Source organism: Halapricum desulfuricans (assembly GCF_017094525.1).
In the GTDB taxonomy this organism is placed as follows: Archaea; Halobacteriota; Halobacteria; order Halobacteriales; family Haloarculaceae; genus Halapricum; species Halapricum desulfuricans.
The window spans coordinates 1,829,364-1,852,031 of record NZ_CP064788.1 but is presented as its reverse complement, the minus strand read 5'-3'; the positions used below and the strand labels follow the sequence as shown (position 1 = coordinate 1,852,031).

Below are 22,668 nucleotides of genomic sequence, written 5' to 3'. Positions count from 1 at the left end.
TGGTCGTACTGCCGGCGGTACGTCCGCGATCGACTGGATTGACGCGACGGACGCATCTAAGTACCCGGGGCACCGAGCGTCGCCTATGCAACTCCGGCGACTGCTCGCGGGCGCGACCGGGCTGACGTTCGTCCTCATGTTGCTGGGCGTGTACACGGCCGGGGCTGGTGCGGGTCTCACCTGTGGCGCTCGGTGGCCGTTCTGTGACGGGGCCGTCTTCGGGCTGTTTCCCGCGAACTGGATGAGTTTCATCGAGTGGTTCCACCGACTGGTCGCGATGGTGACCGGGTTCGCCCTGCTCGGAATTGCGGGACTAGCCTGGAAGCGCGGCGCGAGCCGTCGCGTCCGTTACAGTCTGGTCGCCGCCGTCGCGCTGCTCCCGGTCCAGATCGGCCTCGGCGCGCTCACGGTCACGGTGGGCGGGCTCTTCCCCTGGGGGTACTCGCCGCCCGTCCAGGCGGCACACTACCTCGCCGCGCTGTCGATCTTCACGCTCGTCGTCTACGCGGCGGCACGCAGTTACGGACCGATCGAGCGAACGCGGCTGCGCGACGCCGCCTTGGTTGCGCTTGCACTCGTTCCGCTGGGTCATCTGTTCAGTTTCGGGACGGTCTTTCCCTACACCCCGGAAGTGCAGATCGTCTACTACGGACTCGCGCTCGTCCTGTTTGCGCTGCTGGTCGCGGTCGGGACCTGGACTCGCTCGGTCGGCGATCGGGACGCGATCCGACAGGGGACGCTGAGTCTCCTGGCCGCCGCCCTGCTCGCCGTCCAGATGCTGCTCGGTCGTCACGGACTCGATCCGCAGGGCCTGCTTGTGGCCGACAGCGTCGCCGGTCTCGTGTTCGTCGCGCTGCTCGGAGCCGCATGGTTCGCTCACCGTGCCACCGACGCCGAGCTCCCGCTGCTCGGCTCGCTGGTCGGCTAGCCGCGCTCGACGGCCTAGCCGCGTCCGAACCGCGAATCGGTCTTGCCGATCGCCTTGTTCGGATCGGCCGCCTCCTCGGAGTCGCCCGCACTCATCACCGTGACGACGCCGTACGCGAGGACGAACAGCCCGACGAGTACGGCGACGCCCCACAGAAGCACTTGCTGTGTTTCGCCCAGTCTGACCAGTACCTGTACCGTCCCCCCGAACGCGATCAGCGTTCCGATGACGATCTCCACGTATCCCAGTTTCGAACTCACGGTATCCACCGCCGGAATCCCCGACGTACGTGGTTCTCTGCCCCCAACGAAAATAAAACACTGTGATCGTCGTCGGTCCGACGACCGAACTGCTTTTGATTGCCGAACGGAAACCCCTTCCCGATGAATGTCCTCGTCGTCGGAGCCGGTGAGATGGGACGGTGGCTCGGGGAGGCCCTCCGGGACGGTCGCGACGCGCCGGTCGACCTCGCCGTCACCGACGCCGACCCGGCCGTCGCCGACGCGGCCGCCGACGCGCTGGGTGCCCGCGCGGTCTCGCCTGACACCGACGAGCGGTTCGACCTCGTCTGTGTCGCCGTTCCCATTCCGGCTACGCCGGAGGTGATCGCCGAGTTCGCCGACAACGCGACGGCTGCGATGGCCGATCTGGCCGGCTACATGGCCGGCCCGCTCGCGGCGATGAGCGAACACGTCCCCGAGTGTGAGCGGATCAGCCTCCACCCGCTTTTCGCCGCCGACAACGCCCCCGGCAACGTCGCGGCGGTCGTCGAGGACGGCGGCGAGGTCGCTGGCGCGATCCGGGACGCGCTCGTCGCCCGGGGCAACGAGTGGGTCGAAACTGACGCCGCGACTCACGACGAGGCGATGGAGACCGTCCAGGCGAGCGCCCACGCGGCCGTCCTCGCGTTCGCGCTGGCCGCCCGCGAGGTCCCCCAGCCGTTCCACACGCCGATCTCGGCCGGGCTGTTCGATCTCGTCGAGCAGGTGACCGGCAACGATCCGCGGGTCTACGCCGACATTCAGGAGACCTTCGAGGGGGCCCACGCGGTCGCGGACGCCGCCCGCGAGATCGCCGACGCCGACAGGGACGCCTTCGAGGACCTCTACGCGGAGGCGAGTGACGGATGAACGACCAGCGACAGGCGATCCGCGAGAACGCTCAGTACCTGCGAAACGTCCGCCCTATCGATCCCGAGGAGATCTACGAGTACGTCGAGGGCCAGCCCCACCCCGGCGTCGTCCGGACGACGCTGCGCGAGTTGGCCCCCGAACTCGGGCTGATCGAACGACCGGACGGCACGTTCGTCCCCGTGCCCGAAGGGACCGTTTCCGTCGATTTCGACGGCGTCGAGGCGTTTCCCGAGCGCTATGCCCGAGCGCTGGAGGACCTGCTCGTCGAGACGTTCGGTCCCGGCTGGCCGGACGAGACCAGCGGCGACCGACTCCGCGAGCGACTCGTCTCGCTGAAAGACGCCTACTTCGAACAGCGCGCGGTCGAATACGACGAACTGACAGCGCTGGCGTATGCGATCTACCATCTGCCTGATACCTACGCGGCCACTCAGTACGTGATCGCCGAACTGGCCAGCGAGGGGAAACTTTCCTCACCGCTCAGGGTACTCGACGTCGGGGCCGGGACCGGCGGGCCGGCGCTCGGGATCACGGATCTGCTTCCTGGCGACACCCTCGTCGAGTATCACGCGGTCGAGCCGAGCGACAACGCAGACGTGCTCGAGCGCCTGCTGGAAGAGACCGGCCGGAACGTCTACCCGACCGTCCATCGCGAGCGCGCCGAGACCTTCGAACCCGACGGTGAGTTCGATCTGCTGGTGTTCGCGAACGTCCTGAACGAACTCGACGATCCGGCGGCGATACTCCGTCGCTATCGGTCCGCGCTGGCCTCGTCCGGGTCGCTCGTGGCGATCGAGCCCGCCGACAGGAACACGGCGACGGGACTGCGCCGGACCGAGCGGGCCGTCGAGGACGAGTACACGATCTACGCGCCCACCTGCCGGCTCTGGCCCGGGCGGACGCCCGACGGCGACTGCTGGTCGTTCGACCGCAAGCCCGATCTGGCGGTGCCTCCCTTCCAGCGTCGCCTCGAGTCGGCGGCCGGCGATCGGTTCGACTCCGGCGCGTTCGAGAACGTCGACGTGCAGTACGCCTTCTCGATCCTGCGAACCGACGGCGAGCGGCGGATCGAGTACACGCCGGATCGCTCGCGGGTCGCGCCGCTCGCGGAGGCTGAGTCGCTGGTGACCGACCGGGTCGATCTGGTCGCGATCAAGCTCAGTCACGACCTCTCGGAGGGTGGCAATCCGCTCTTTCTGGTCGGCGACGGCAGCGAGAACGAGGACGTCTTCGCCGTGCTGCTCGACGATTCGTCGCTGACGCGGCCGCTCGCGGACGCTCCCTACGGGGCGTTGCTCGATTTCGAGAACGTGCTCGTGCTGTGGAACGACGACGAAGCAGCGTACAACCTCGTCGTCGACGACGAGGCGGTCGTCGATGTCGCGCGCTGATCTCTGTGCGGGTTTCGAGTGTTGGGCGAGTCGTGACGATTTTCGAACGCGAGACGAGAAGTTACGATCTCATAGTGATTATTGTCGGTCTGTCCCGGATCGACCGCTCGACTTCGGGCGATCGACCCCGACGATCGCAGCGTCCCGACCGCGCAGGCGTTCACTCTAGCTGGCCGTTCAGCACCTTCGCCGTCGTCAGTACCGGGTCCCAGGTCGGGCTAAAGGGCGGCGCGTACGCGAGGTCGAGATACTCGACATCCTCGACGGTCATCCCCTCGTGCAAGGCGGTTGCGACCGTGTCGATCCGCTTGGCGACGCCCTCGCGGCCGACGATGCTCGCGCCCAGCACCCGCTCGGTCTCGCGGTCGGCGACCATCGTCAACTCGAGCTCGTCGCCGCCGGGGTAGTAGTGGGCCCGCGAGGGCGCGTTGATCGTCACGGAGACGGGCTCGAAGCCGGCCTGCCGTGCCTCCGCTTCGTCGGTGATGCCCGTTCGCGCGGCCGCGAGATCGAACGCCTTGACGACGGCCGTACCGGCGATCTCGCCCACCGGCGTCTCCGTGCCGGTGACGGTCTGGCCGATCGCCCGCCCGGCGCGGTTCGCAGTCAGCGCCAGCGGGACGTGATCGGGCTCGCCGGTCACGGTGTGTGTCATCTCCGCGACGTCGCCCGCGGCGTAGACGTTCTCGACGTTCGTCCGGCCGTACTCGTCGGTCGCGATCGCGCCCGTCTCGCCCAGTTCGACCCCGGCCTGCTCGGCCAGTTCCGCGTTCGGAACGACGCCCGCGCCGACGAGCGCGGCATCGACCGAGACTGTACCGTCTTCCGTCTCGACGGCCTCGATCGTCCCGTCGCCGGCGAGTCGCTCGACGCGCGTCGAGAGGCGGACGTCGACGCCCTGCTCGCGCAGGTGTTCGCCGACGGCCTCGCCGACGCTCTCGCCGAAGGTCGACAGGACCTGCGGAAGCATCTCGAACAGCGTCACGTCCAGCCCGTGGGCGTCGAAGGCCTCGGCCATCTCGATGCCGACGTAGCCGCCGCCGATCACCGCGACGCTGTCGAGGTCCCCGTTCTCGACGTAGGACTTGATCTCCGCCCCGGCGTCCATGCTGTGCAACGTGAAGACGCCGTCGAGATCCAGCCCGTCGATCGGCGGTTCCAGCGCCCGCGCGCCGGTCGCGATCAGCAGGTCGCCGTAGGACTGCTCGTAGGTCTCCTCGTCGCTCCGGACGGTGACCGTCCCGGCGTCGGTGTCGATCGCGATCCCCTCGTGGCCGGTCCGCAGGTCGATGTCCCGCTCGTCGATGAACTTCTCCGGCGGTACCGCGACCAGGTCCTCCAGCGACTCGACGTCGCCCTTGACATAGTAGGGCAACCCGCAGGCCCCATACGAGACCCACTTGCCGCGCTCGAGGACGACGATCTCCCGATCGGGCGCTTCCCGCCTGGCCTTGCTCGCCGCGCTCATCCCCGCCGCGTCGCCGCCGACGATGACGAATGGTTCTGCCATGTCCACACGTTCGTTCCGCCCGTGCTAAAGAATTGTGTTGAGTGTGCATTTCTGTGCGTGGTAGCAACGCGTCTCCCGCTCGCAACGACAACCCGTGAAAACGGCCGCCAACACAGCGCTTAGGCGTCTTCGAACTGAAAGCCGGAGCATGAGCGACACCGAGCGCCTCGACGAGCCGATCACGCTGTATCGGTTGCAGGCCTGCCCGTTCTGTGAGCGCGTCGTCCGAAAGCTCCACGAGTACGACCTCCCGTTTCGCTCGCGCTTCGTGGAACCGATGCACTCCGAGCGCAACGTCGTCAAGCGAGTCACCGGTCAGCGCGCAGTCCCGGCCATCGTCGACGAGAACACCGGCGTGACGATGTCCGAGAGCGACAACATCGTCGACTATCTCGATCAGACGTACGGGGAGGCGAGATGATGGATCTGGCGTTCGACGTCGTCGACCTCGGCGACGCGGACCATCCACAGGTCGGCGAGCAGGCCCCGGAGTTCGTCCGCCCGCTCGTCGGCTCGGAGTACTGGGAAGACGTCGCACTGTCGGAGTTGACGGCCGACGGCCCGGTCCTGCTCGTGTTCTATCCGATGGACGGGAGCTTCCCGGCGACGTATATCTGGAACGAACTCCGGGATCGGGCGTGGGAGGAGACGTACGACGTGACGATCGTCGGGCTGTCGATCTCGACGCCGTACGAACACCGGACGCTCATCGGGGATCGCGGGATTCCGTATCGCCTGTTCAGCGACCCGCAGAACGGCGTCGCCGAATCATACGGGGTGGTCCACGACCTCGACGGGATGGCCGGGATCAGCGAGCCGCGACCCGCAGTATTTCTCGTCGACGAGGACCGGACGATCCAGTATGCGTGGGCGGCCCGCGAGTGGCCCGACCTGCCGAACTACGACGCGGTCGAAGACGCGCTGGCCGAGCACCGATAACGATCGGGCAGTCTCCTCGGCGACTCTCAGAGCTCAATCGCCCGAAGCGAGTCGGTTCGGCCGCAGTACGGACACTGGAAATCCGAGACGCCCACGTCGTCGGGCATATCGTAAGTGTAGTGCAACTCGAACATGTCAAGTTCACAGTCGTCGTTCTCGCAGGCGACCTCGAGCGTTGCGGGCATATCCCTGCTTGACCGCCCGGGAAGATAAAGCCGCGACTCCCGGGGCAAATCGCCACTATCAGGGGCCGACAACGAGTACGCCCGAGCATGCGAGACGTGACAGTCGTCGTGCCCGCCCACAACGAGGCGGGGCGGATCGGGGTAGTCGTCGACGAACTGGTCGGGGACCACGAGGTGCTGGTCGTCGACGACGGATCGACCGACGGAACGGCAAGCGAGGCCCGCGACGCGGGCGCGACAGTCGTCGAACAGCCGACCAACCGGGGATACATCGCGGCGCTGAAACGCGGCTTCCGGGAGGCCGAGACCGGGGTCGTGGTGACCTACGACGCCGACGGCGAGCACCGACCGGAAGACGTGCGACGGGTCGCCGAACCGATCGAAACGCACGATCTGGACCTCGTGCTGGGCGCGCGCTCGCACATTCCACGTCCGTCCGAGCGGTTGCTCAACCGCCTCACGCGACTGAAAGTACCCGTTAGCGATTCGGGGACTGGACTGCGGGCGCTCCGGCGTGAGTTGGCGGTCGATCTCGAACTCGATACGGTCTGTACCTGTGGGACGCTCGTGCTCGAAGCGACGGCCAACGGCGCGCGGATCGGCGAGGTCCCCATCGAAACCCGCGAGATCGACAAGCCGCGCTCGATCGCGTGGGGTCACGCGAGACAGCTCCTGTACGTGCTGCGCTATCTTCGGAGGGTGTAGTCACCGATCGCCGATCGAGTCGCCGGCGGCCTGCCGACCCTCGGGCGTCAGCGCGACCTCGGTCCGCTCGCGCTCGACCTCGATGACGTCGTACTCGATCAGCCGGTCGAAGATTTCCTCGACGCGTTCGACGTCCCGATCGACGAACTCCGGGATGTCGAACGGCGAAACCCCCGAGTGCAGCGCCATGATAACCTGCTTTTCGACGCCGTCCAGATCGAGGTTCGCGCGGTGGCGCTCGACGCCCTCCTCCAGCAGTGCGCCCATGACTGCCGTGTGGTGAGACTCGCCGGTGAGATGGGTTTCGACGCTCCGGTCGTCTTCGGTGTGTTCGACCTCGTATACGGTGCGGTCCTGGCCGTCGACCGTTCGCTTGTCGGTCTCGACGTCCCCGATATCGTCTCGATCGATCCTCACTTTCTGGCCGTCGGCCATCGCAAAGCGGATCGCGTCTTCGGAGATCTTCGTCTTCGCCTTGGTCCACTCGACGTCCTGGACGACCCCGCCTTCGACTGCCGGGTGCTGGACGAGCAGGATGCCGTTGTTGAGCGAGGCCTTGTACAGCGCCGTCTCGAAGGTGTCCTGATCCGGCGTCGAAACGAGAAAGACCATGTCGTCCGTCCGAAGCGACGTGTAACTCCCTTCGACGGCCGCGTTCTGGTTGACGTCGAACCGATCGTTGACCCGCCCCAGGGTGTCGATATCGATCGATCGCTTCTCGTCGCCGATCAGTACGACTCGCTCGGTCGTCAGGACGACGCGACAGGCGCTCCAGTCGGCGTCGCGGATCTCGTGGCCGTCCTTGACGGCCTGCATAAACTTCCCGCGCTCGTCGTAGAGTTTGCGTTCGCCCTGGCTCATGGCAAGTCGATCGATCGCGTCGGATCGACCGCGTGCGTGCTAGTTGGCACACGCCCAATTAGGGCTTTTCGGCGGCCTGCCGGATGACAATACGGCCCGGGCCGCCGTATGGAACAGCCGCACATCACGTCGACTGCGAGGACGGCCGGCCGGCGTACATCCCGTAGGTCACGACGACGAATCCGACCGCGACGAACGCCGCACTCGTGCTGGCGGCGTGAACGAACGTACCGATCCCGAGCGCGATGAGTAGCCCGCCGATTAGCGTGCCGATCGCGACGAGGGAGAGTCCACCGCAGAGAGCGCCGAGCGAGCGCGACCGCCGTCGTCGATAGGCCCGGTACGACAGCGAGGCGAGGACCCCACTACAGACGAAGATGATCGTCTCGGCGGCGACGAGCAACGACGTGCTTCCATACATATCCCGGTCGGATCGACGTAGGATCCGGGTAACAATATATACTGATCGTATTTCCACGAAACGAGAATCCAGTGTCCCCTGGCTGTCGAGTACATTCTCCGGCGATACGGTCAATCTTGCGTGTACAACGAGTAGACGATGACGGCGAACCCGGCAGTCGTGAGACCGCTCTCGATGGCCAGACTCACCCCGATCGAGATGTCGTGCAAGAGAATATTCGTCACGCCCGCAAGTAACGCCCCCGTCGTCACCAGTCCGAAGCCGATCGAAAGCGCCCGTAGCGCCGGGGAGCCGGTTCGCCTGTACGCACGATACGACAGATACGTGATGAGGCCGCCGAGGATCAGCGTCAACGTCTTGAACGCGATAGCGCTTGGCGGGAGCGTGAACGTGTGTGGACTCATGTTTCTTTGCGCACCTCCGACCACAGGTTTTCGAGGCGCTCGTCGGCCGTCCGCGCACGACGGGCGATCGAGACGTCGAAATCGAGATCGTCCGTCACTCCGATGACGACCTCCTTGAAATCGAGTTCGTACGTGCTCGCGTGCTGGCCGTCCGGACGGATCTCGACGCCCTCGCTCAGCAGCGACGCCTCGGTCAGCAGCTCAAGCTTTCGGTAGGTCGTCGAGAGCGGAATGTCACTCGCATCGGAGATTTCGCTTGCGGTCATCGGTTCGTCGAGTTCCCTGATGATCGCCCTGCATTCGGGGTCGTCGAGTGCATCGAGCACGTCCTGGAGATCGGGAGCGTCCTCGTCCGCGAACGGGTCACGGACCATTTCACTCATCCATACGACGCACACCGGTTTAACGGCACCGACATATCGTGACTGTTGTACACCCCTTTCACACCGATCGCACAAGTATCGGAACGGAAACTCGCCACGCCCCCGAGGAACGGTCTTCCGGCTGTGCCGGGATGGATCTTATATGCCGAGCCACCGAAAACTCGCATATGCGAAACGCAGGCGTGGACCGCGCGGTCTCTGAACTCGCCAGCACCCTCGTTCTAATCGCGATCGCACTCGTGATCGTCGCCGCACTCGGATCGAGCGTTCTGTTTTTGGGTGAGGATCAGGCGGGTCCGCAGGGGCAGTTCGAATTCGACTACAGTGAGGACCGTCAACGACTGCTGGTGACCTACGAACGCGGCGGGACGTTCGCGGCCGGGAATATTTCCGTCCAGGGGCCCGACGACGCCTCGGCGCGGTGGTCAGCGCTCGCTGGCGACGACGCTTCTGCGACCATCGAGCCGGGCGATCCGGTCCTTGTCAGCGAAGAAGGCGCGTACGGACGGCCGGTCGGCCCCGACGATTCGATCCGCGTCGTCTACATCGATCCCGCGTCCGGAACGGCGACCGTCCTCGATACCTGGAACGGAACGGACGCAGTCTAGCCTTTGATGTTGCAGACCGGGTACGTCCGGGCGACTTTGTCCCCGATCCCCAGCGCGTCCGAGACGTTCACGACCTCGTCGACGTCCTTGTAGACGCCCGGCGCTTCTTCTGCGACGGTCGCGCCGCTCTGTGCCTTGACGTAGACGTGTTGCTGGTCGCGCAACTCGTCTTGGACGTCCTCTCCCCAGAAGGTGTTTTTCGCTTCCGTACGCGACATGAGCCGTCCCGCGCCGTGAGCAGTCGAGCCGAACGTCTCCTCAAGCGAGCGCTCGCCGCCCCGGAGCACGTAGCTGCCCGAGCCCATGCTCCCGGGGATGAGAACCGGCTGGCCAACGTCGGCGTAGGCCGGCGGCAGTTCCGGACGACCAGCCGGGAACGCCCGCGTCGCACCCTTCCGGTGGACGTACAGATCCTGATCTTCGCCGTCGATCTCGTGGACCTCTTTCTTGGCGATGTTGTGCGCCACGTCGTAGAGCAACTCCATCTCCATCTCTTCCCACGACCGGTCGAACACGTCCTCGAAGACCTCGCGGGTCCGGTGCATGATCAACTGCCGGTTGACCCACGCGAAGTTGATCGCCGCACACATCGCCCCGTAGTACTCCTCGGCCAGTTGTGACCCCGCTGGCGCGGCGGCCAGTTCCTTGTCCGGCAAGCTGGCAAGCAACCCCTGGTGGGCCTGTTCGATCTCACGGAGATAGTCCGTACAGACCTGATGGCCCAGCCCGCGTGATCCACAGTGGATCATCACGACGATCTGGTCCTCCTCGAGTCCGAACTCCTCGGCGACGTCCTCCAGGAAGACGTCCGTGACCCGCTGGACCTCGAGGAAGTGGTTGCCCGATCCGAGCGACCCGACCTGTACCTTCCCGCGGTCCTTGGCCTTCTGTGAAACCGCGTCCGCGTCGGCCTCCGGTCGCCGCCCCTCGTCCTCGCAGTGTGCGAGGTCCTCGGGCACCGCGTACCCGTTCTCCAGTGCCCACTCCATCCCGTCTTCGAGGATCGCCTCGATGTCGGCTCTCGTTCCCTCGAAGATCCCGCCGCCCCCCAGTCCCGACGGGATCGCGTCGAACAGCGCGTCGACGAGTTCCTCCTCGCGGCCCCGAATATCGCTGTACGCGAGGTTTGTTCTCAGCAACCTCACGCCACAATTTATATCGTAACCGACCGCTCCAGGGGAGATACAGCCGTTTTCGGCGTCGATCCCGGCCACGCCCCCGACCGGGAAGCCGTATCCCTGGTGGCCGTCCGGCATACAGAGGGCGTGTTTCCGGATTCCGGGGAGGTGGGTCGTGTTCTTCAGCTGTTCGAGCGTCTTGTCGTCGCTGATCTCGTCCAGCAGCGATTCGCTGGCCAGCACCCGGGCGGGGACGTTCATCTCGCCCTCCCGGGGGATCTCCCAGACGTACTCGCGGACTCGCTGTAGCGTGATGTCCCCGGCCTCGTAGGTCCTCATACGCGAATATCGACGCGCCAGCACAAAGAAAGGTTCCCGGTTTCCAGAGTCGTAGTGACCACCGTGCCGAGTCACCGGCATATCGCCCGCGGTCATGCGGTTGATCCGAAACCGACGTACGACGGTCGCTGGGACGGCTACCCGCTTCGGCTCTCCGCCTGACTGCCCGGAGCCGGTTTACGATGGGGTTCGACGGACGAGTTCAACCAGTCGTCGATCGACAGCGGCCCGCCGCCGAGGGTGAACACCGCAGAGGCGAGCCCGAACATCGTGATATGCGCGAGCACGGGGTCGTCGGGCAGGGCAAAGAGGGTGACGGTGAACAGGACGAACGCCCCCGCAGCAGTCGCGCGGGTCAACAGCCCGAAGAGCAGGGCGATCCCGAAGGCGATTTCGGCCAGTCCCGCGCCGACGACCCACACGCCCGGGTCGACCGGGACGACCGCCGTGAGATCGTACTTCTCGACGACGCCCAGTCCCGGTCCGGGCCGGAGGAGTTTCTCGCCGAGGCCGAGTAACACGAAGGTCGCCCCGAGGCCGATCCGCAGGACGGTGGGGACGTACGCGGTGTAGGGATCGAGCCGATCCCGGATCGTTCCGGCCCTGCGGTGGACAGGATCGATCCGGCCGTAGTAGGTGCCCGGGGAACTCGCGACGCGTTCGAGCAGGTGATCCGCGCTCGGTCGTCCGCCGCCGAGCAGCGCGATCGCGATAAAGCCCGGCACGTACTCGAGCGCGATGATTGTCGTCGGGAACGCGATCGCCGATCCGACGTAGGTCGCCAGCCCGACCAGCGCGACCGCTCGCGTGGCGAGCCCGAACAGCAGGAAGAAGCCGATCCCGATCAGCAGGATCCGGGCCTCGGCCTGGGCGGTCGTCCCGAGCACGTCGGCCGTCCGCACGCTCGGGCTGAACAGATAGCCGATGAAGCCGGCCCCGACCAGCGGGAGGCCGAGGCTCAGCCGGAGCATCCAGGGGACGTACGTGAGATACTCCCGCAGGGCCGACCGCAGGACATCGAAGTCGGGGATTGTCGGCCGAACCCACAGGTACGCCCCAACACCGGCAACGGCGAGCAGTCCCGTCGTACCGAACAGCAGCGCGTTCGCCGGCTCTGTGAGCACCCCGATGGTGAACTGCAGGCCGTCGTCAGGCGGGTCCGCAGTGACGTATCTGACGTGGGCCGCGGCGGGACGTATCGCCGCCCACAGCAGCACGACGGTTGCGACCGTCAGACCGGACCGTCGAACCGCTTCTCGAATCTGGATCATGATGGGCGTTGTATGGATTGAACGGGCATAAGGGCGCGCTCACCGGAAGATAGGGGCGATATCTCTGCGTCTAGATCACGGTGCGACGAGTTCGATCGGATGCGGCACGTCCTGTTTCATCAGGTCCGTCAGCTGGTCGTGACAGGACGTGCCGCTGGCGACGACCGTCCGGCCCTCGGCTTCGGGGGTCGAGAACTGCTCGCGCAACTCCTCGCCGACCGCCATGCTCACGTCGTAGTACTGCTGTTTGAAGCCGAACGAGCCGGCCATGCCACAGCACTCGACGTCGGAGGTGACGAGGTCGTAGCCGAGTTCCTCCAGGACGGCCTCGGTGTGGGCCGCAAGCCCGAGCGTTCGCTGCTGACAGTGGCCGTGATAGGCGATCTCCTCGCCGTCGCCGTCACGCAGGGCACTGGCGTCGGCCCCGTTCTCCAGCAGGCCGTAGACGTACTCGAGGATCTCGTAGCTGTGCTCCGAGAGCCGTTCGTACGTCTCCGCGTCAAGCAGCCGTTCGTAGTCGTCGCGCAGCATCGTCAGATCGCTCGGCTCGACGATCACGACCTCTCGTCCGGTGTCGATATGGGGGAGCAACTCCTCGGCGACCGCTTTGCCGTGGTTGGCCGCTGTCCTGACCATCCCCTGTGAGAGGGCGGCCCGCCCGCTCTCGGTCACGTCCGCGATCTCGACGTCGACGTTCAGCGCTTCCAGCGCCCGGATCGCGGCCTTCCCGCGCTCGACGTGCATGTAATTGGTGTAGGTGTCGGCCATGAAGACGACCTCGCAGTCCGGGTCGGCTGGTCCGTCCCGGCCGCTGGCCCACTCTTTGAGCGTCTCTCGGCTGAACTGCGGCATGTCCCGGCGCTGATCGACGCCCAAAAGCTGTTCGGCGATCCACCGATTGGGGCCGAAACCGGCCAGCCAGTTCGAGACAGGCGCGAAGAAGCTGCCGAGTTTCGCGACGGTGACGAAGTTGCCGAAGAACCGCTTCTGGAGGCTCATCCCGCCTTCCTCGGTGTCCGGCGTCAGACCGTCGACCAGGAAGTCGTAGGTGTGGTCGTCGGCCCCGCGGTTGATCCGGTCTCTGACGACCGTGTTGATCCAGGGGATGTCGATCCCGACCGGGCAGGCCTCGACGCAGCGCGAGCAGCCGGTACAGAGGTCGACGAAATCCTCGCTGCTGTCGAGGCCGTGGACACCGGTCTCCCAGCCGCCGGCGATCCCGCCGGTGTAGGTCTCGCCGCCGAACTCGTGGCCGCCGACCTGCTGGAAGTTCGCACACGTGTTGGCACACGCCGAACACCGGATGCAGTACAGCGTCTCGCGCAACTGCTCGTCCTCGCGCATGGCCATGCGGCCGTTGTCGATCAGCACGAGGTGGAAGTCGCGATCGTCGCTGCCCTCGAGCTCGTCCTCGCCGAAGGTCGCCGTCTCGACCGGTGGCGTGAGAAGCGAGACGTAGGAAGTGATGTCCTGACCGGTGCCGGAGCGGCCGATCAGTTCGACGAACGGCTGGAGGTCCTCAACGCTGGGGACGACTTTCTCGACGCCAGCGACGGCGACGTGGGTATCGGTCGCGGCGACGGTCTTGCGGGCGTTGCCCTCGCTGGTAACCAGCAGCATCGACCCGCTGTCGGCAGTGAGGAAGTTCGCACCGGTCATGCCGACGTCGGCGTCCTCGAAGGCGTCGGCCAGGTACTCGCTGGCAAAAGCCGTGAGGTCTTCCGGCGTCTCGAGTGGCTGGTCCGGATCGAACCGCTCGTGAAATAACTCGGCGATCGACTCGCGGGACTTGTGGATCGCCGGCGCGACGAGGTGGCTCGGAGCCTCGTCGGCGACCTGCAGGACCCACTCCCCGAGGTCCGTCTCGACGACGTTCGCACCCGCAGCCTCGAGGTGTTCGTTGACCTCGAGTTCCTCGCTGGTCATCGACTTGCTCTTGACGACCGTCTCGCCGGACTCGACCAGCGATGAGACGTACTCGTTGGCGTCGGCCTCGTCCTCGGCGAGATAGACCGTTCCCCCGTTCGCTTCGATGGCCTCGGTGAGCTGATCGATCAGTTCCGGGAGCCGCTCGATGGCGTCTTCCTTGATCTGGCGTGCCTCGTCTTTCAGTTCCTCGTAGTTCTCGAGATCCGCGACGGTTTCGTAACGACCCCGGTTGAATCCCTGCGTGTTCTCCCGGACGGACGCACCCTCGCTGGCCATCGTCTCGCGGATCTGTGCGGCTTTCGCTCGCTTGGATTTTCGGCTCATTCGACGATCACCACGTGGACGTCACCGGGACCGTGGACGCCGCGGACCAGTGCACCCATGTCGGCGGTGGCGCTCGGCCCGGTGACGATGATCGCGTTCCCGCCGGCTTCTCGCAGCCGCGGCCCGAGTTCGGCGAACGCCTCGCCCATCGAGGCGACGACGTCTTCCGCCCGGACGACGGCGACGTGCGTGTCCGCGTACAGGCTGACGGGTTCGGTTTCCGGCGGTTCCGATCCGATCACGACGCTTCCGTACTCCGCGATCGCGAGCACGCCCGCCGTGACACCGGTGTTTGCGTCTTTCACGTCCTCGGACTCCGAGGCTCGCGGGATCGAGTCCGGGAGCGACAGGTCCTCGAACGGGAAGGGCGCGCCGACGGTCGGTTCGGAGAACCGTTCGAGTTCTCCGGAGAGCTCGTCGACCGTCGTCAGCGTCCAGCCCACGTCGAGGTCGTCGAGCGCCGCGGCGAACCGATCCACGGTCGCGTTCCCAGCGATTGTTGCCATTACACGCGGTTTCGGCTCGGTCGGTCTATAATGAAAACAGCGCGAGTACCAGGGGCCACCGTGCCCGTGGGTGAAGCGCGTCACAATATCAACTTTTAACAGGTATCAAACCATATAAGATTATAGTGCAGTTGTCCAAACTCACCCAGACCTTATCGTTCGGACTAGATATTGACACGGGGAGTGGCGACGATCTGCAAACGGGCTGTCTCGAAGCTCGTCGCATTCGTAACGAAACCAATCGCCTTGACGGACAAGGATGGGAGTGGGACGACATCAAATCGACTGTCGTCACCAACGCCGATCACGTTAACAACACCACTCAACTCATCGTTGACAAGGCACTTGGAGAGCTCGAAACCTACCGTGACAACAAAGATGATGGGTGGGGGCGGCCCTACCCATACATTGACGGCCTGTACCCGATGGTGATGAACCACGGCGAAGGCTACCGGCTGTTCCCCGAAGACGATACCACAGTTCGATTCCGCATCACGGCTACGAGAGGAACGCACGTCAAAGGTGAACTTCGTGGGAGCCCTGACCACTTCGACCGTCTGAGGACTGCTTTCAACGATGAGGAATGGCGGGTTGGCACGGCTGAAGTCGTCCACAAACACGACGAATGGCGACTTCACGTTACCATCACGCATGAAACGCATCGAGTCGCCAGCAAACACGATGCAGACACGATTGTTGGTGTGGATGTGAACGAGGATTGCATCGCACTTGTTGCGATGAGTCGAAACGGTGCTGTGAAAGATTCCGTGGTGTTTGAGTATCCATCGGTGAAAGAACAGCGTCACGAGTTTTTCACCAAACGCAAGCGGATGCAGAAAGCGGGGCAGACAGGCTTTGAATCAGTCGTACAGACCGAAGAACGCGACTACGTCCACGACGCTTTGCACAAGGTATCGCGTCACGTAGTCGAATGGGTCTCGCAGTTTCTGGACCCGGTACTTGTCTTTGAAGACCTCAAAGACATGCGAGACAGCATCGACTACGGCACGCGGATGAACCGTCGGCTCCACTCGTTGCCGTTCGCGGCACTCCAAGAGATGGTGTCGTACAAGGCTGCCTGGAGTGGGATTCCCACTGACAAGGCTGACCCGGAGTACACGAGTCAGCGATGCCCCCGAACGGAGTGCCAGCATACCGAACGAGCGAACCGGCAGAAAAAGCGGTTCAAGTGTCTGGAGTGTGGGTTCCAGGACCATGCAGATCGGAAGGCGGCGGTGTGCGTCGTGCAGGAGTGGTTCGATGAACAGTATGGAAATGTGCCGCCTCTCGACACCCTTCCTCAGGTGAAGAAGGTGAGACGGGCGGTATCGGGCCCTGGTGGAGGGGCCGACTCTCACGGACCCACTTCGGGTTCGGGTGTTGACCGACACGGACCGTCGGCGCGAGACTCGCAGAGTCAAGCGCGAGAGGAATTCAAGTCCGTTGCCTCAGCAGTACCAGAGTAGACACGGACGCCCCGCGCCACCGTGCGCGGGGTACTTCACGCCTGCGGAAACGGGCAAGGCTGTCCGAAATCTCTGACGCCGCGCTCGAACGGTCGGGCGGGACGGACTCGACTCTGTAGCCGATCGAGTCGATTGCCTTCGACGGCGTACGTTTTAAGCCACGGGGCGAGTTATAGAGCAACATGGTCCAGTGTGAGATGTGCGGGAAGGAGACGAGCTCGCCGAACACCGTCAAGATCGAAGGCGCGGAACTCCAGGTCTGCGACGAGTGTGCGGAGTTCGGGACTGAAGTGACGACAGAGCAGTCGAGCACGAGCACGAAATACTCGACCGGGTCCAGCAGCTCCAGTTCGACGAGCGGTTCGACCAGCACAGCGAGCGGCTCGAGCTCCTCGGGGGGGTCCGGCGGTGGGGGGCGTCGCCGCGACATGTTCGACGAGATGGACGAGGTGGCACAGGATTACGACGAGCGGATCCGGTCGGCCCGCGAAGCGGCCGATCTCAGCCAGGAGGACCTCGCGAAAAATCTCAACGAGAAGGCGAGCCTGATCCGCAAACTCGAACACGGTGAGACCCTCCCTAGCGACGACGTACAGCGGAAACTCGAACGCGAGCTGGGTATCGATCTCTCGGAAGGTTCGACGCCCGACGAGGACACCGAGTGGGAGAGCGGCTCCGCGAGCGGCGAGTACACGCTCGGCGACGTCGTCGAACGCAAGGACTAGCTGCCTGTTTGTCCTCTGTTGCCGGGATCACCGGATCAGATCGTCCTCTGAGAGGTCCTCGGAGAGTACGTCGAGTTTCGATTCGAGACGGTCGATCTCGGCTTCGAGCTCCGCGTAGCGACCGCTCTCGCGCAGTTCCGACTTGGGTTTCTCGACCCGCAGCACGTTTCGCTTGAGCTTCTTCGAGGTCAGTTCCTGCATGCGCTCGCTGTACTCGGTGATCGTCAACAGCCGGTCGACGACCTCCAGTAGCGCGTTCTTGCTGACGGGCTTGACCAGATAGTCGTCCACGCCGAGGTCGATGATGTCGAAGTCCGGATCGACGGCCGTGACCATGGCAACGCGACAGTCGTAGCCGTCCTCTTCGATCGACGCGAGCACTTCGTTGCCCGAGACGACCGGCATCCGGCGGTCGAGCAAGACGATATCGGTGTCCTCGGAGAGCATCTCGATCGCCTCCTCGCCGCTGTAGGCCGTCCGAACCTCGTACCGGTCGTTCAGGTAGTCCGTATAGCGGTCGGCGAGATGCTGTTCGTCTTCGACGACCAGGACTGTCCCTCGATCCGCGGGCGCAGAGCTCACGAATTCACCGTTCGGGCGTTGACATCGACCCCTTCTTAACCTTTCCTTCGCAGTTCGAGAGAAGACTCGAAATCTATTTTCCACATGCCTGAGAAAGTCCATACGGAATGTTCGTTCTTGTCAATCTGAAGACGTACCCGTGCGATCCGATCGAAGTGGCGCAAGCGGCCGCCGACGTCGCCGACGACAGCGGCGTTCGGGTCGGCGTCGCACCCCAGGCAGCACACCTCGAAGCCGTCGCCGAGACCGGCGTCGAGACCTGGGCACAGCACGTAGACCCCATCGACTACGGGAGCAACACCGGCCACACGCTCGCTGAGAGCGTCGCGGAAGCCGGCGCGGACGGGACGCTAATCAACCACTCCGAGCACCGCTTGAAACTCGCCGACATCGACGGGTCGGTGCAGGCCGCCGAACGCGCCGGACTGGAGACGGTCGTCTGTGCCAACAACCCCGAACAGATCGGCGCGGTGACCGCGCTCGGTCCGGACGCCGTCGCCGTCGAACCGCCGGAACTCATCGGCGGTGACGTCTCGGTCGCGACGGCCGATCCCGACATCGTCACCGACGCTGTCGAGGCGGCCGCCAACGTCGACGAGGACGTCGACGTGTTCTGCGGGGCCGGCATCTCTAGCGGGGACGACGTCGACGCGGCCGGTGATCTGGGTGCCAGCGGCGTCCTGCTTGCCAGCGGCGTCGCCAAGGCCGACGATCCCCGTGCCGTCCTCGAGGACCTCGTCGAACCGCTGGTCTGATCGGTCGAACCGTTTCGGTTTTTTCGCGTCGGTATCCACCGTCGATAGAATTAAGTATGTGTGGTATTTACACTCACACGGAACCTCGTTCCGTGAGGTTCCCGACGGGAACGACCGTCGTGAACGTCCGGAATTGGCATCGCCGACGAACCGCGCGGTCCCGGCGGCGGACTGGCCACCCTGCCCCCGGGTTTCTCTGCCGACGACACGCTCGCTACTGGCGAGTGTCTCGGCGTCGCCACGAGAACCGATCGGTCGGCCGCTGTCGCAACTGTAACCAGTCCCGAAACCGTAGGGTGGGTATGCCCGAGCGTGCGCGTCTGCCCGGGGTCGATCGCCGTCCCGAGCAGATCGTCTGTCACGTGGACATGGACTGTTTTTACGCCGCCTGCGAGCGGTTGCGCGAGCCCGAACTCCGTGGCGAGCCAGTCGTCGTCGGGATGAACGCCGAGGAGACCTCGGCTAATCGGTGATTTCGTTTCACGAAACCACCGACGGCTACGAGGACGGCGGGATTTATCCATTCGTTTCGACGTGATCGTCACATACTTTCGTTCGAGGCGCGTCCCGTCGTGGACTTCATCTGTGTTGAAGGCATCCAGATACGAAAAAGTAGGTGATCGTTTGCAGTGCGATTGTAGGATTGCGAGCGGTCGGGTTCGGCGTGATGCTCGGCAGTCAGTTGTAGGGCAACGTGACTGCCTGCGCGTCCCGCTCTCACCACGACACGGCTCTTTTCAGTGATAAGTATGAAGTGGTACGGGCGTGGAGTCTGTCACATCCTATGACTGCAGTTCGCGATCTCCTCACCCCCCGTGATGAAGTCATCAAAGGACAGTTCCAAGGCGTCCTGCAGGCCCACAAGGTTGGGGACGATGAGGATCGACTGGAAAACGATGCTGATCGTCTGTTCTCGATGACCTATCCCTCGAACGCGCTGCAAACTGCGTTCGACTATGTCGATAACAAACTTCGCGGACGCGACAGCCAGGGTGGCATTGCACTCTCTGGCCCTTACGGCGCTGGCAAGTCTCACGGTCTTCTCGTGCTCTACCATATGTTCAACAGCCCAGATGTCGCTCAGAAGTGGGTCGACGACTGGGGTATCACACTCGATCTTCCCGAGAGTACTAAGGCGTCTATCCACTCGACCAGTGAGACCGACGCCGATCTCATTTGGGAGCCGATCTTCAGGGACTTGGGCCGTGAGGATCTTCTCGACGACATCAAACGCTATCCGACAACCGACCACCTCGAACAACTCAGCGACGAGGAACCTGTCGCTATCTTCTTCGACGAGATCGAAACGTGGTGGGAGTCCTTCGACGAGAGCGAGAACGAGGAACTGCTCGAACGAAACGAGTTCTTCCTCCAGAACCTCTTCGAAGTTGCCAACGACCCGCAGGAGGACCTATTCGCGTTCGTCACCCTGCTGGACAAGAGCCGCGACATCAGACGGATTCTCGACCGCACAAACCCCTATGCGGTCGATATGAACGACACGGGGGACCGCGAACAAATTATCCTTCACCGCCTCTTCGAGACACGCCAAGAGGACGTCGATAAGAAGGCTGTTCGGGATGTCGTGAGTGAGTACGTCGACCACTACACATTTCCTATCGAAATCGATGAGCCAAAGCGATACGAGAATCGGATGGTCGAGACATATCCTTTCCACCCTGAATTGCTCGACCTCCTCGACGACATTTACGAAGCGGGCCAGGAACGCCAGAGTGTCCGTGGCGTAATGAACGTGCTTGCCGATACTGTCCGCCGCAAGTACGAGGAGACGGATCTCATCGTCACCTGCGACATCGAACCGAGTGCCTTCCGTGGGATCAACCAAACGCTATTCAACCGCTACGTCTCGGACAAAGACGCTGTCGAGGACATCGACTTTGGAGATGACTTACTACGGACAATCTTCCTGTACACAATCGAGGAGCGAGAGCAGCGGGCGTCTGTGACCGAGTGCTTGCTCGGGACATTCAAGCCCGAGAAGACGACCGTCGATAAGCTTCACATGTCGCTGGAGAGTCTCTACGGGGTTGCTCACTACCTTGACCGCGACTCTCAGAAGGAAAACTACTACCTGACAGAAGATCCCAAGCTCACCGCACTCGTTACGCGGGAACAGGAACGAGCACTCGGGGACGACCGCGACAGCATTGAGGAGACGCTTGTCGACGTGGTCCAAAAAGATGTGTGGAATGACGATGTCTACGTTTACCCCGATGAGGATGTTCCCGACACCAAGGAACTGACCACGGTCGTGATGCTTGACTATCTCTCGAACGGAGCATTGCAAGCGAAGCTTAGCGACTTCTTCGAGGGTCGAACCTACCAAAACACAGTACTTTTCGTCACGCCAAAGAAAGCGGTCCGCGACGACGAGGATATAATTAGCAAGGCTGCCCGCGTGCTTGGGGCCGAGAATCTTCGTGGGAACGTCGACGACGATGGAGAACTCGCGTCGATCATCCGCGACGAGCGACGGGAACTGCGGAACGAACTCGAAGATCGCTTCGGGAAGTGGGTCAAATGGAGCGAAGACCCGAGCGGCGACGGTGTACGAATGCGACGGATCGATGTGGCAGCAGATGTCGACGACGTGAAAGACAAAGTCGGTCGAGACAAGACCTACGTTGGTAAGAAAGTCCGCGAAGAAGTTGCGGACGCTGAAAATGGTATCGCTATCGCATCGATGCTTAACGATTTCAGACAGTTCCGTCGGATGCCTGTGCTCCTGTCCGATGAGGTGTTTTACTCCGCAGTCAGGCAGTTATACCGCGACGAGAAGATCGTACTCGAAGGAGACCGAGCGAACTTCTACGTCCCTCAGAAAGACGACCCCCTTCCCGATCTCGATGATGACCTGACGATCCACCATCCCGACAACCTTGACGACTCGATTTTCGAAGAAGAGGAACCGCCAGAGCCGACTGGCGGCGGTGACGGTGGGGGTGGCGACATCGACAGTGGCGGTGGCGACGGCGGTGATGGTCCCGATAAACCGACGTCAGGAGGAGGCGGCGGTAGTGGCGGCAGTGGTGGAGGTAGCGGAGGTGGCGGTCCTTCACCTGTATCTACGACCAAGGAGACCATTGAGTTGGAAGGCAACAGTGCCCGCGTGCTCAGAAGTCAAGCCGAGTCGCGGATCAACAGCGATACGGATACGACAGTTAGCGTGGACCTGAATTACGATGTCGACGATCTCTCGAAGGATGAACTAATTGAGTTTCTCGAACAACTCCCGAGTGCCGATCACATCGACGTAACGGTGGTGGTCGAACGTGAGACTGAGGACTGACGACCTCGCTCAATTGGTTGAGAACGATGACCCTGTCCCGCCAGTGTGGGACGCACTCTGGGACATCTGGTATCCCGCTGGCGACGATATCAACGAGCATTACGGGAAAGAGACCGACGCAGTAAGCTACGAGCGCTTGCTGCTGGACGTCTATCGAGAGTTTTTCGATGAAGTGCTACCCGACAAGTGCGTCAATGAAGCGTCTCTCGACGTTCCTGACGGCGGCACGTTCGTGGTGATGGATGCGATGAGCGTCCGTGAGGCGGCGATGTTCGTCGATATGCTCGAAGAGCAAGGACACGAACCTGAGACAGAATACTCGTTTTCCTCAGTCCCGTCAGAGACGAAGTTCTACCGCGACCGTGTCGACTATTCAGACCTCAAGAGAGAACACAAGACAGCAAGCGTCAAAAGTCAAGATCCCTCGCTCGACGGTGACGAAGAGATTGTCTGGTGTCGCTACCCCGATGCGCTGCTCGAAAACATTCAGGAGGGGAAGACGAAACTGTCCTCGATCGAAGAAATGTATGAGAAGACGGAGACCACTCTGAGAGCGATTCTTGACCAACTCGATACTGACCGCGTGGTGATCGGCTCGGACCACGGGTATGCGCGACTTGATGCTGGTCATACCTTCCAGATCAGTGACGGTGAGAAATCAGCCCTTCAAGAGACGTTCAGCGGGCGCTTCGAGAGCGTCGGTGATGTTGACGCAGATCATCTGGTTGATGAGAGTCTCGTCGTCGAGTCAGATGGCTACTATATGCCAATCGGAAGATACACGTGGCCCGTGAGAGGCAAGTATAGTACCTTCCAGCATGGTGGTTGTAGTCTACTGGAATGCATCACGCCCCGTATCAAGGTAACTCTCTAAT

General features: G+C 63.3%; 24 protein-coding genes and 1 pseudogene. 13 read left to right on the top strand and 12 right to left on the bottom strand.

Annotated elements, in window-relative coordinates; genetic code table 11:
- Positions 1-85 precede the first annotated feature (85 nt).
- Positions 86-928, top strand: a complete 843-nt coding sequence (locus HSR122_RS09570) for a COX15/CtaA family protein (protein ID WP_229109483.1) — start codon at positions 86-88, stop codon at positions 926-928.
- Between the two features lie 14 nt (positions 929-942).
- On the opposite strand, the gene HSR122_RS09565 is transcribed toward HSR122_RS09570, so the two are convergent.
- The gene (locus HSR122_RS09565; RefSeq protein WP_229109482.1) at positions 943-1,188 is read right to left on the bottom strand and encodes a hypothetical protein; all 246 of its coding nucleotides are present in this window, start codon (positions 1,186-1,188) and stop codon (positions 943-945) included.
- Between the two features lie 123 nt (positions 1,189-1,311).
- Here HSR122_RS09565 and HSR122_RS09560 point away from each other — a divergent pair, with 123 nt between their 5' ends.
- Together HSR122_RS09560 and HSR122_RS09555 are read left to right on the top strand one after the other, a co-directional pair.
- Complete coding sequence (locus HSR122_RS09560; RefSeq protein WP_229109481.1) at positions 1,312-2,058, top strand: prephenate dehydrogenase/arogenate dehydrogenase family protein; 747 nt, start codon at positions 1,312-1,314, stop codon at positions 2,056-2,058.
- Positions 2,055-3,452, top strand: coding sequence for a small ribosomal subunit Rsm22 family protein (locus tag HSR122_RS09555; RefSeq protein ID WP_229109480.1), 1,398 nt, complete (start codon positions 2,055-2,057; stop codon positions 3,450-3,452). The genes HSR122_RS09560 and HSR122_RS09555 overlap by 4 nt, the downstream gene beginning before the upstream one ends.
- Before the next feature lie 160 nt (positions 3,453-3,612).
- On the opposite strand, the gene HSR122_RS09550 is transcribed toward HSR122_RS09555, so the two are convergent.
- A complete protein-coding gene (locus HSR122_RS09550; RefSeq protein ID WP_229109479.1) occupies positions 3,613-4,962 on the bottom strand; it encodes an FAD-dependent oxidoreductase in 1,350 nt (449 codons plus the stop codon).
- Between the two features lie 148 nt (positions 4,963-5,110).
- Between HSR122_RS09550 and HSR122_RS09545 the strand changes: the two genes are divergently transcribed.
- On the top strand, positions 5,111-5,383 hold the full coding sequence (locus tag HSR122_RS09545; RefSeq protein ID WP_229109478.1) for a glutathione S-transferase N-terminal domain-containing protein: 273 nt from the start codon (positions 5,111-5,113) through the stop codon (positions 5,381-5,383).
- A complete protein-coding gene (locus tag HSR122_RS09540; RefSeq protein WP_229109477.1) occupies positions 5,383-5,901 on the top strand; it encodes a redoxin domain-containing protein in 519 nt (172 codons plus the stop codon). Before HSR122_RS09545 ends, HSR122_RS09540 begins: the two co-directional genes overlap by 1 nt.
- Positions 5,902-5,927: 26 nt before the next feature.
- Here HSR122_RS09540 and HSR122_RS09535 read toward each other — a convergent pair whose 3' ends face one another.
- Positions 5,928-6,086, bottom strand: coding sequence for a DUF7559 family protein (locus HSR122_RS09535; protein WP_229109476.1), 159 nt, complete (start codon positions 6,084-6,086; stop codon positions 5,928-5,930).
- Between the two features lie 87 nt (positions 6,087-6,173).
- Between HSR122_RS09535 and HSR122_RS09530 the strand changes: the two genes are divergently transcribed.
- Complete coding sequence (locus HSR122_RS09530; protein ID WP_229109475.1) at positions 6,174-6,791, top strand: glycosyltransferase family 2 protein; 618 nt, start codon at positions 6,174-6,176, stop codon at positions 6,789-6,791.
- On the opposite strand, the gene HSR122_RS09525 is transcribed toward HSR122_RS09530, so the two are convergent.
- The 4 genes from HSR122_RS09525 to HSR122_RS09510 form a co-directional block, all read right to left on the bottom strand.
- On the bottom strand, positions 6,792-7,652 hold the full coding sequence (locus tag HSR122_RS09525) for a CheF family chemotaxis protein (RefSeq protein WP_229109474.1): 861 nt from the start codon (positions 7,650-7,652) through the stop codon (positions 6,792-6,794).
- A 124-nt stretch (positions 7,653-7,776) separates the two neighbouring features.
- The gene (locus HSR122_RS09520) at positions 7,777-8,073 is read right to left on the bottom strand and encodes a DUF7521 family protein (RefSeq protein WP_229109473.1); all 297 of its coding nucleotides are present in this window, start codon (positions 8,071-8,073) and stop codon (positions 7,777-7,779) included.
- 110 nt (positions 8,074-8,183) lie between these two features.
- Complete coding sequence (locus HSR122_RS09515) at positions 8,184-8,477, bottom strand: DUF7521 family protein (protein ID WP_229109472.1); 294 nt, start codon at positions 8,475-8,477, stop codon at positions 8,184-8,186.
- On the bottom strand, positions 8,474-8,851 hold the full coding sequence (locus HSR122_RS09510) for a transcriptional regulator (protein WP_229109471.1): 378 nt from the start codon (positions 8,849-8,851) through the stop codon (positions 8,474-8,476). Before HSR122_RS09510 ends, HSR122_RS09515 begins: the two co-directional genes overlap by 4 nt.
- Positions 8,852-9,027: 176 nt before the next feature.
- Between HSR122_RS09510 and HSR122_RS09505 the strand changes: the two genes are divergently transcribed.
- Positions 9,028-9,468, top strand: coding sequence for a type IV pilin (locus tag HSR122_RS09505; protein WP_229109470.1), 441 nt, complete (start codon positions 9,028-9,030; stop codon positions 9,466-9,468).
- On the opposite strand, the gene HSR122_RS09500 is transcribed toward HSR122_RS09505, so the two are convergent.
- The 4 genes from HSR122_RS09500 to HSR122_RS09485 form a co-directional block, all read right to left on the bottom strand.
- The gene (locus HSR122_RS09500) at positions 9,465-10,925 is read right to left on the bottom strand and encodes an RtcB family protein (RefSeq protein ID WP_229109469.1); all 1,461 of its coding nucleotides are present in this window, start codon (positions 10,923-10,925) and stop codon (positions 9,465-9,467) included. The genes HSR122_RS09505 and HSR122_RS09500 overlap by 4 nt on opposite strands.
- Before the next feature lie 137 nt (positions 10,926-11,062).
- A complete protein-coding gene (locus HSR122_RS09495; protein WP_229109468.1) occupies positions 11,063-12,196 on the bottom strand; it encodes a DoxX family protein in 1,134 nt (377 codons plus the stop codon).
- 75 nt (positions 12,197-12,271) lie between these two features.
- Positions 12,272-14,449, bottom strand: coding sequence for an LUD domain-containing protein (locus HSR122_RS09490; protein ID WP_229109467.1), 2,178 nt, complete (start codon positions 14,447-14,449; stop codon positions 12,272-12,274).
- Positions 14,446-14,955 (bottom strand): LUD domain-containing protein, encoded by a 510-nt coding sequence (locus tag HSR122_RS09485; RefSeq protein WP_229109466.1) that lies wholly within the window; start codon positions 14,953-14,955, stop codon positions 14,446-14,448. The genes HSR122_RS09490 and HSR122_RS09485 overlap by 4 nt, the downstream gene beginning before the upstream one ends.
- A 125-nt stretch (positions 14,956-15,080) precedes the next feature.
- On the opposite strand from HSR122_RS09485, the gene HSR122_RS09480 reads away from it, so the two are divergent.
- Positions 15,081-16,421 carry a transposase gene (locus HSR122_RS09480; RefSeq protein WP_229109465.1) on the top strand — a complete coding sequence of 447 codons (1,341 nt, stop codon included), beginning with the start codon at positions 15,081-15,083 and terminating at the stop codon, positions 16,419-16,421.
- 182 nt (positions 16,422-16,603) lie between these two features.
- Positions 16,604-17,146, top strand: a complete 543-nt coding sequence (locus tag HSR122_RS09475) for a multiprotein bridging factor aMBF1 (protein ID WP_229109464.1) — start codon at positions 16,604-16,606, stop codon at positions 17,144-17,146.
- A 27-nt stretch (positions 17,147-17,173) separates the two neighbouring features.
- On the opposite strand, the gene HSR122_RS09470 is transcribed toward HSR122_RS09475, so the two are convergent.
- On the bottom strand, positions 17,174-17,728 hold the full coding sequence (locus HSR122_RS09470) for a response regulator (RefSeq protein ID WP_229109463.1): 555 nt from the start codon (positions 17,726-17,728) through the stop codon (positions 17,174-17,176).
- 107 nt (positions 17,729-17,835) lie between these two features.
- Between HSR122_RS09470 and tpiA the strand changes: the two genes are divergently transcribed.
- The 4 genes and pseudogenes from tpiA to HSR122_RS09450 all read left to right on the top strand — a co-directional run bounded on the left by tpiA (position 17,836) and on the right by HSR122_RS09450 (position 22,667).
- A complete protein-coding gene (gene tpiA / locus HSR122_RS09465; RefSeq protein ID WP_229109462.1) occupies positions 17,836-18,483 on the top strand; it encodes a triose-phosphate isomerase in 648 nt (215 codons plus the stop codon).
- 302 nt (positions 18,484-18,785) lie between these two features.
- Positions 18,786-18,935, top strand: a pseudogene (locus tag HSR122_RS09460) (Y-family DNA polymerase); the annotation flags it as partial.
- A 332-nt stretch (positions 18,936-19,267) separates the two neighbouring features.
- Positions 19,268-21,793, top strand: coding sequence for a DUF499 domain-containing protein (locus HSR122_RS09455; protein ID WP_229109461.1), 2,526 nt, complete (start codon positions 19,268-19,270; stop codon positions 21,791-21,793).
- Positions 21,777-22,667, top strand: a complete 891-nt coding sequence (locus tag HSR122_RS09450; RefSeq protein ID WP_229109460.1) for a hypothetical protein — start codon at positions 21,777-21,779, stop codon at positions 22,665-22,667. The genes HSR122_RS09455 and HSR122_RS09450 overlap by 17 nt, the downstream gene beginning before the upstream one ends.
- Position 22,668: the final 1 nt, after the last annotated feature.

What these genes read in the sequence shown, in the direction of transcription:
- HSR122_RS09455 (WP_229109461.1), top strand. Translation starts at nt 19,268, where the DNA reads ATGACTGCAGTTCGCGATCTCCTCACCCCCCGTGATGAAGTCATCAAA.
- HSR122_RS09555 (WP_229109480.1), top strand. Translation starts at nt 2,055, where the DNA reads ATGAACGACCAGCGACAGGCGATCCGCGAGAACGCTCAGTACCTGCGA.
- HSR122_RS09495 (WP_229109468.1), bottom strand. Translation starts at nt 12,196, where the DNA reads ATGATCCAGATTCGAGAAGCGGTTCGACGGTCCGGTCTGACGGTCGCA.
- HSR122_RS09560 (WP_229109481.1), top strand. Translation starts at nt 1,312, where the DNA reads ATGAATGTCCTCGTCGTCGGAGCCGGTGAGATGGGACGGTGGCTCGGG.
- HSR122_RS09570 (WP_229109483.1), top strand. Translation starts at nt 86, where the DNA reads ATGCAACTCCGGCGACTGCTCGCGGGCGCGACCGGGCTGACGTTCGTC.
- HSR122_RS09545 (WP_229109478.1), top strand. Translation starts at nt 5,111, where the DNA reads ATGAGCGACACCGAGCGCCTCGACGAGCCGATCACGCTGTATCGGTTG.
- HSR122_RS09515 (WP_229109472.1), bottom strand. Translation starts at nt 8,477, where the DNA reads ATGAGTCCACACACGTTCACGCTCCCGCCAAGCGCTATCGCGTTCAAG.
- HSR122_RS09520 (WP_229109473.1), bottom strand. Translation starts at nt 8,073, where the DNA reads ATGTATGGAAGCACGTCGTTGCTCGTCGCCGCCGAGACGATCATCTTC.
- HSR122_RS09525 (WP_229109474.1), bottom strand. Translation starts at nt 7,652, where the DNA reads ATGAGCCAGGGCGAACGCAAACTCTACGACGAGCGCGGGAAGTTTATG.
- HSR122_RS09510 (WP_229109471.1), bottom strand. Translation starts at nt 8,851, where the DNA reads ATGGTCCGTGACCCGTTCGCGGACGAGGACGCTCCCGATCTCCAGGAC.
- HSR122_RS09475 (WP_229109464.1), top strand. Translation starts at nt 16,604, where the DNA reads ATGGTCCAGTGTGAGATGTGCGGGAAGGAGACGAGCTCGCCGAACACC.
- HSR122_RS09500 (WP_229109469.1), bottom strand. Translation starts at nt 10,925, where the DNA reads ATGAGGACCTACGAGGCCGGGGACATCACGCTACAGCGAGTCCGCGAG.
- HSR122_RS09530 (WP_229109475.1), top strand. Translation starts at nt 6,174, where the DNA reads ATGCGAGACGTGACAGTCGTCGTGCCCGCCCACAACGAGGCGGGGCGG.
- HSR122_RS09535 (WP_229109476.1), bottom strand. Translation starts at nt 6,086, where the DNA reads ATGCCCGCAACGCTCGAGGTCGCCTGCGAGAACGACGACTGTGAACTT.
- HSR122_RS09485 (WP_229109466.1), bottom strand. Translation starts at nt 14,955, where the DNA reads ATGGCAACAATCGCTGGGAACGCGACCGTGGATCGGTTCGCCGCGGCG.
- HSR122_RS09540 (WP_229109477.1), top strand. Translation starts at nt 5,383, where the DNA reads ATGGATCTGGCGTTCGACGTCGTCGACCTCGGCGACGCGGACCATCCA.
- tpiA (WP_229109462.1), top strand. Translation starts at nt 17,836, where the DNA reads ATGTTCGTTCTTGTCAATCTGAAGACGTACCCGTGCGATCCGATCGAA.
- HSR122_RS09550 (WP_229109479.1), bottom strand. Translation starts at nt 4,962, where the DNA reads ATGGCAGAACCATTCGTCATCGTCGGCGGCGACGCGGCGGGGATGAGC.
- HSR122_RS09505 (WP_229109470.1), top strand. Translation starts at nt 9,028, where the DNA reads ATGCGAAACGCAGGCGTGGACCGCGCGGTCTCTGAACTCGCCAGCACC.
- HSR122_RS09490 (WP_229109467.1), bottom strand. Translation starts at nt 14,449, where the DNA reads ATGAGCCGAAAATCCAAGCGAGCGAAAGCCGCACAGATCCGCGAGACG.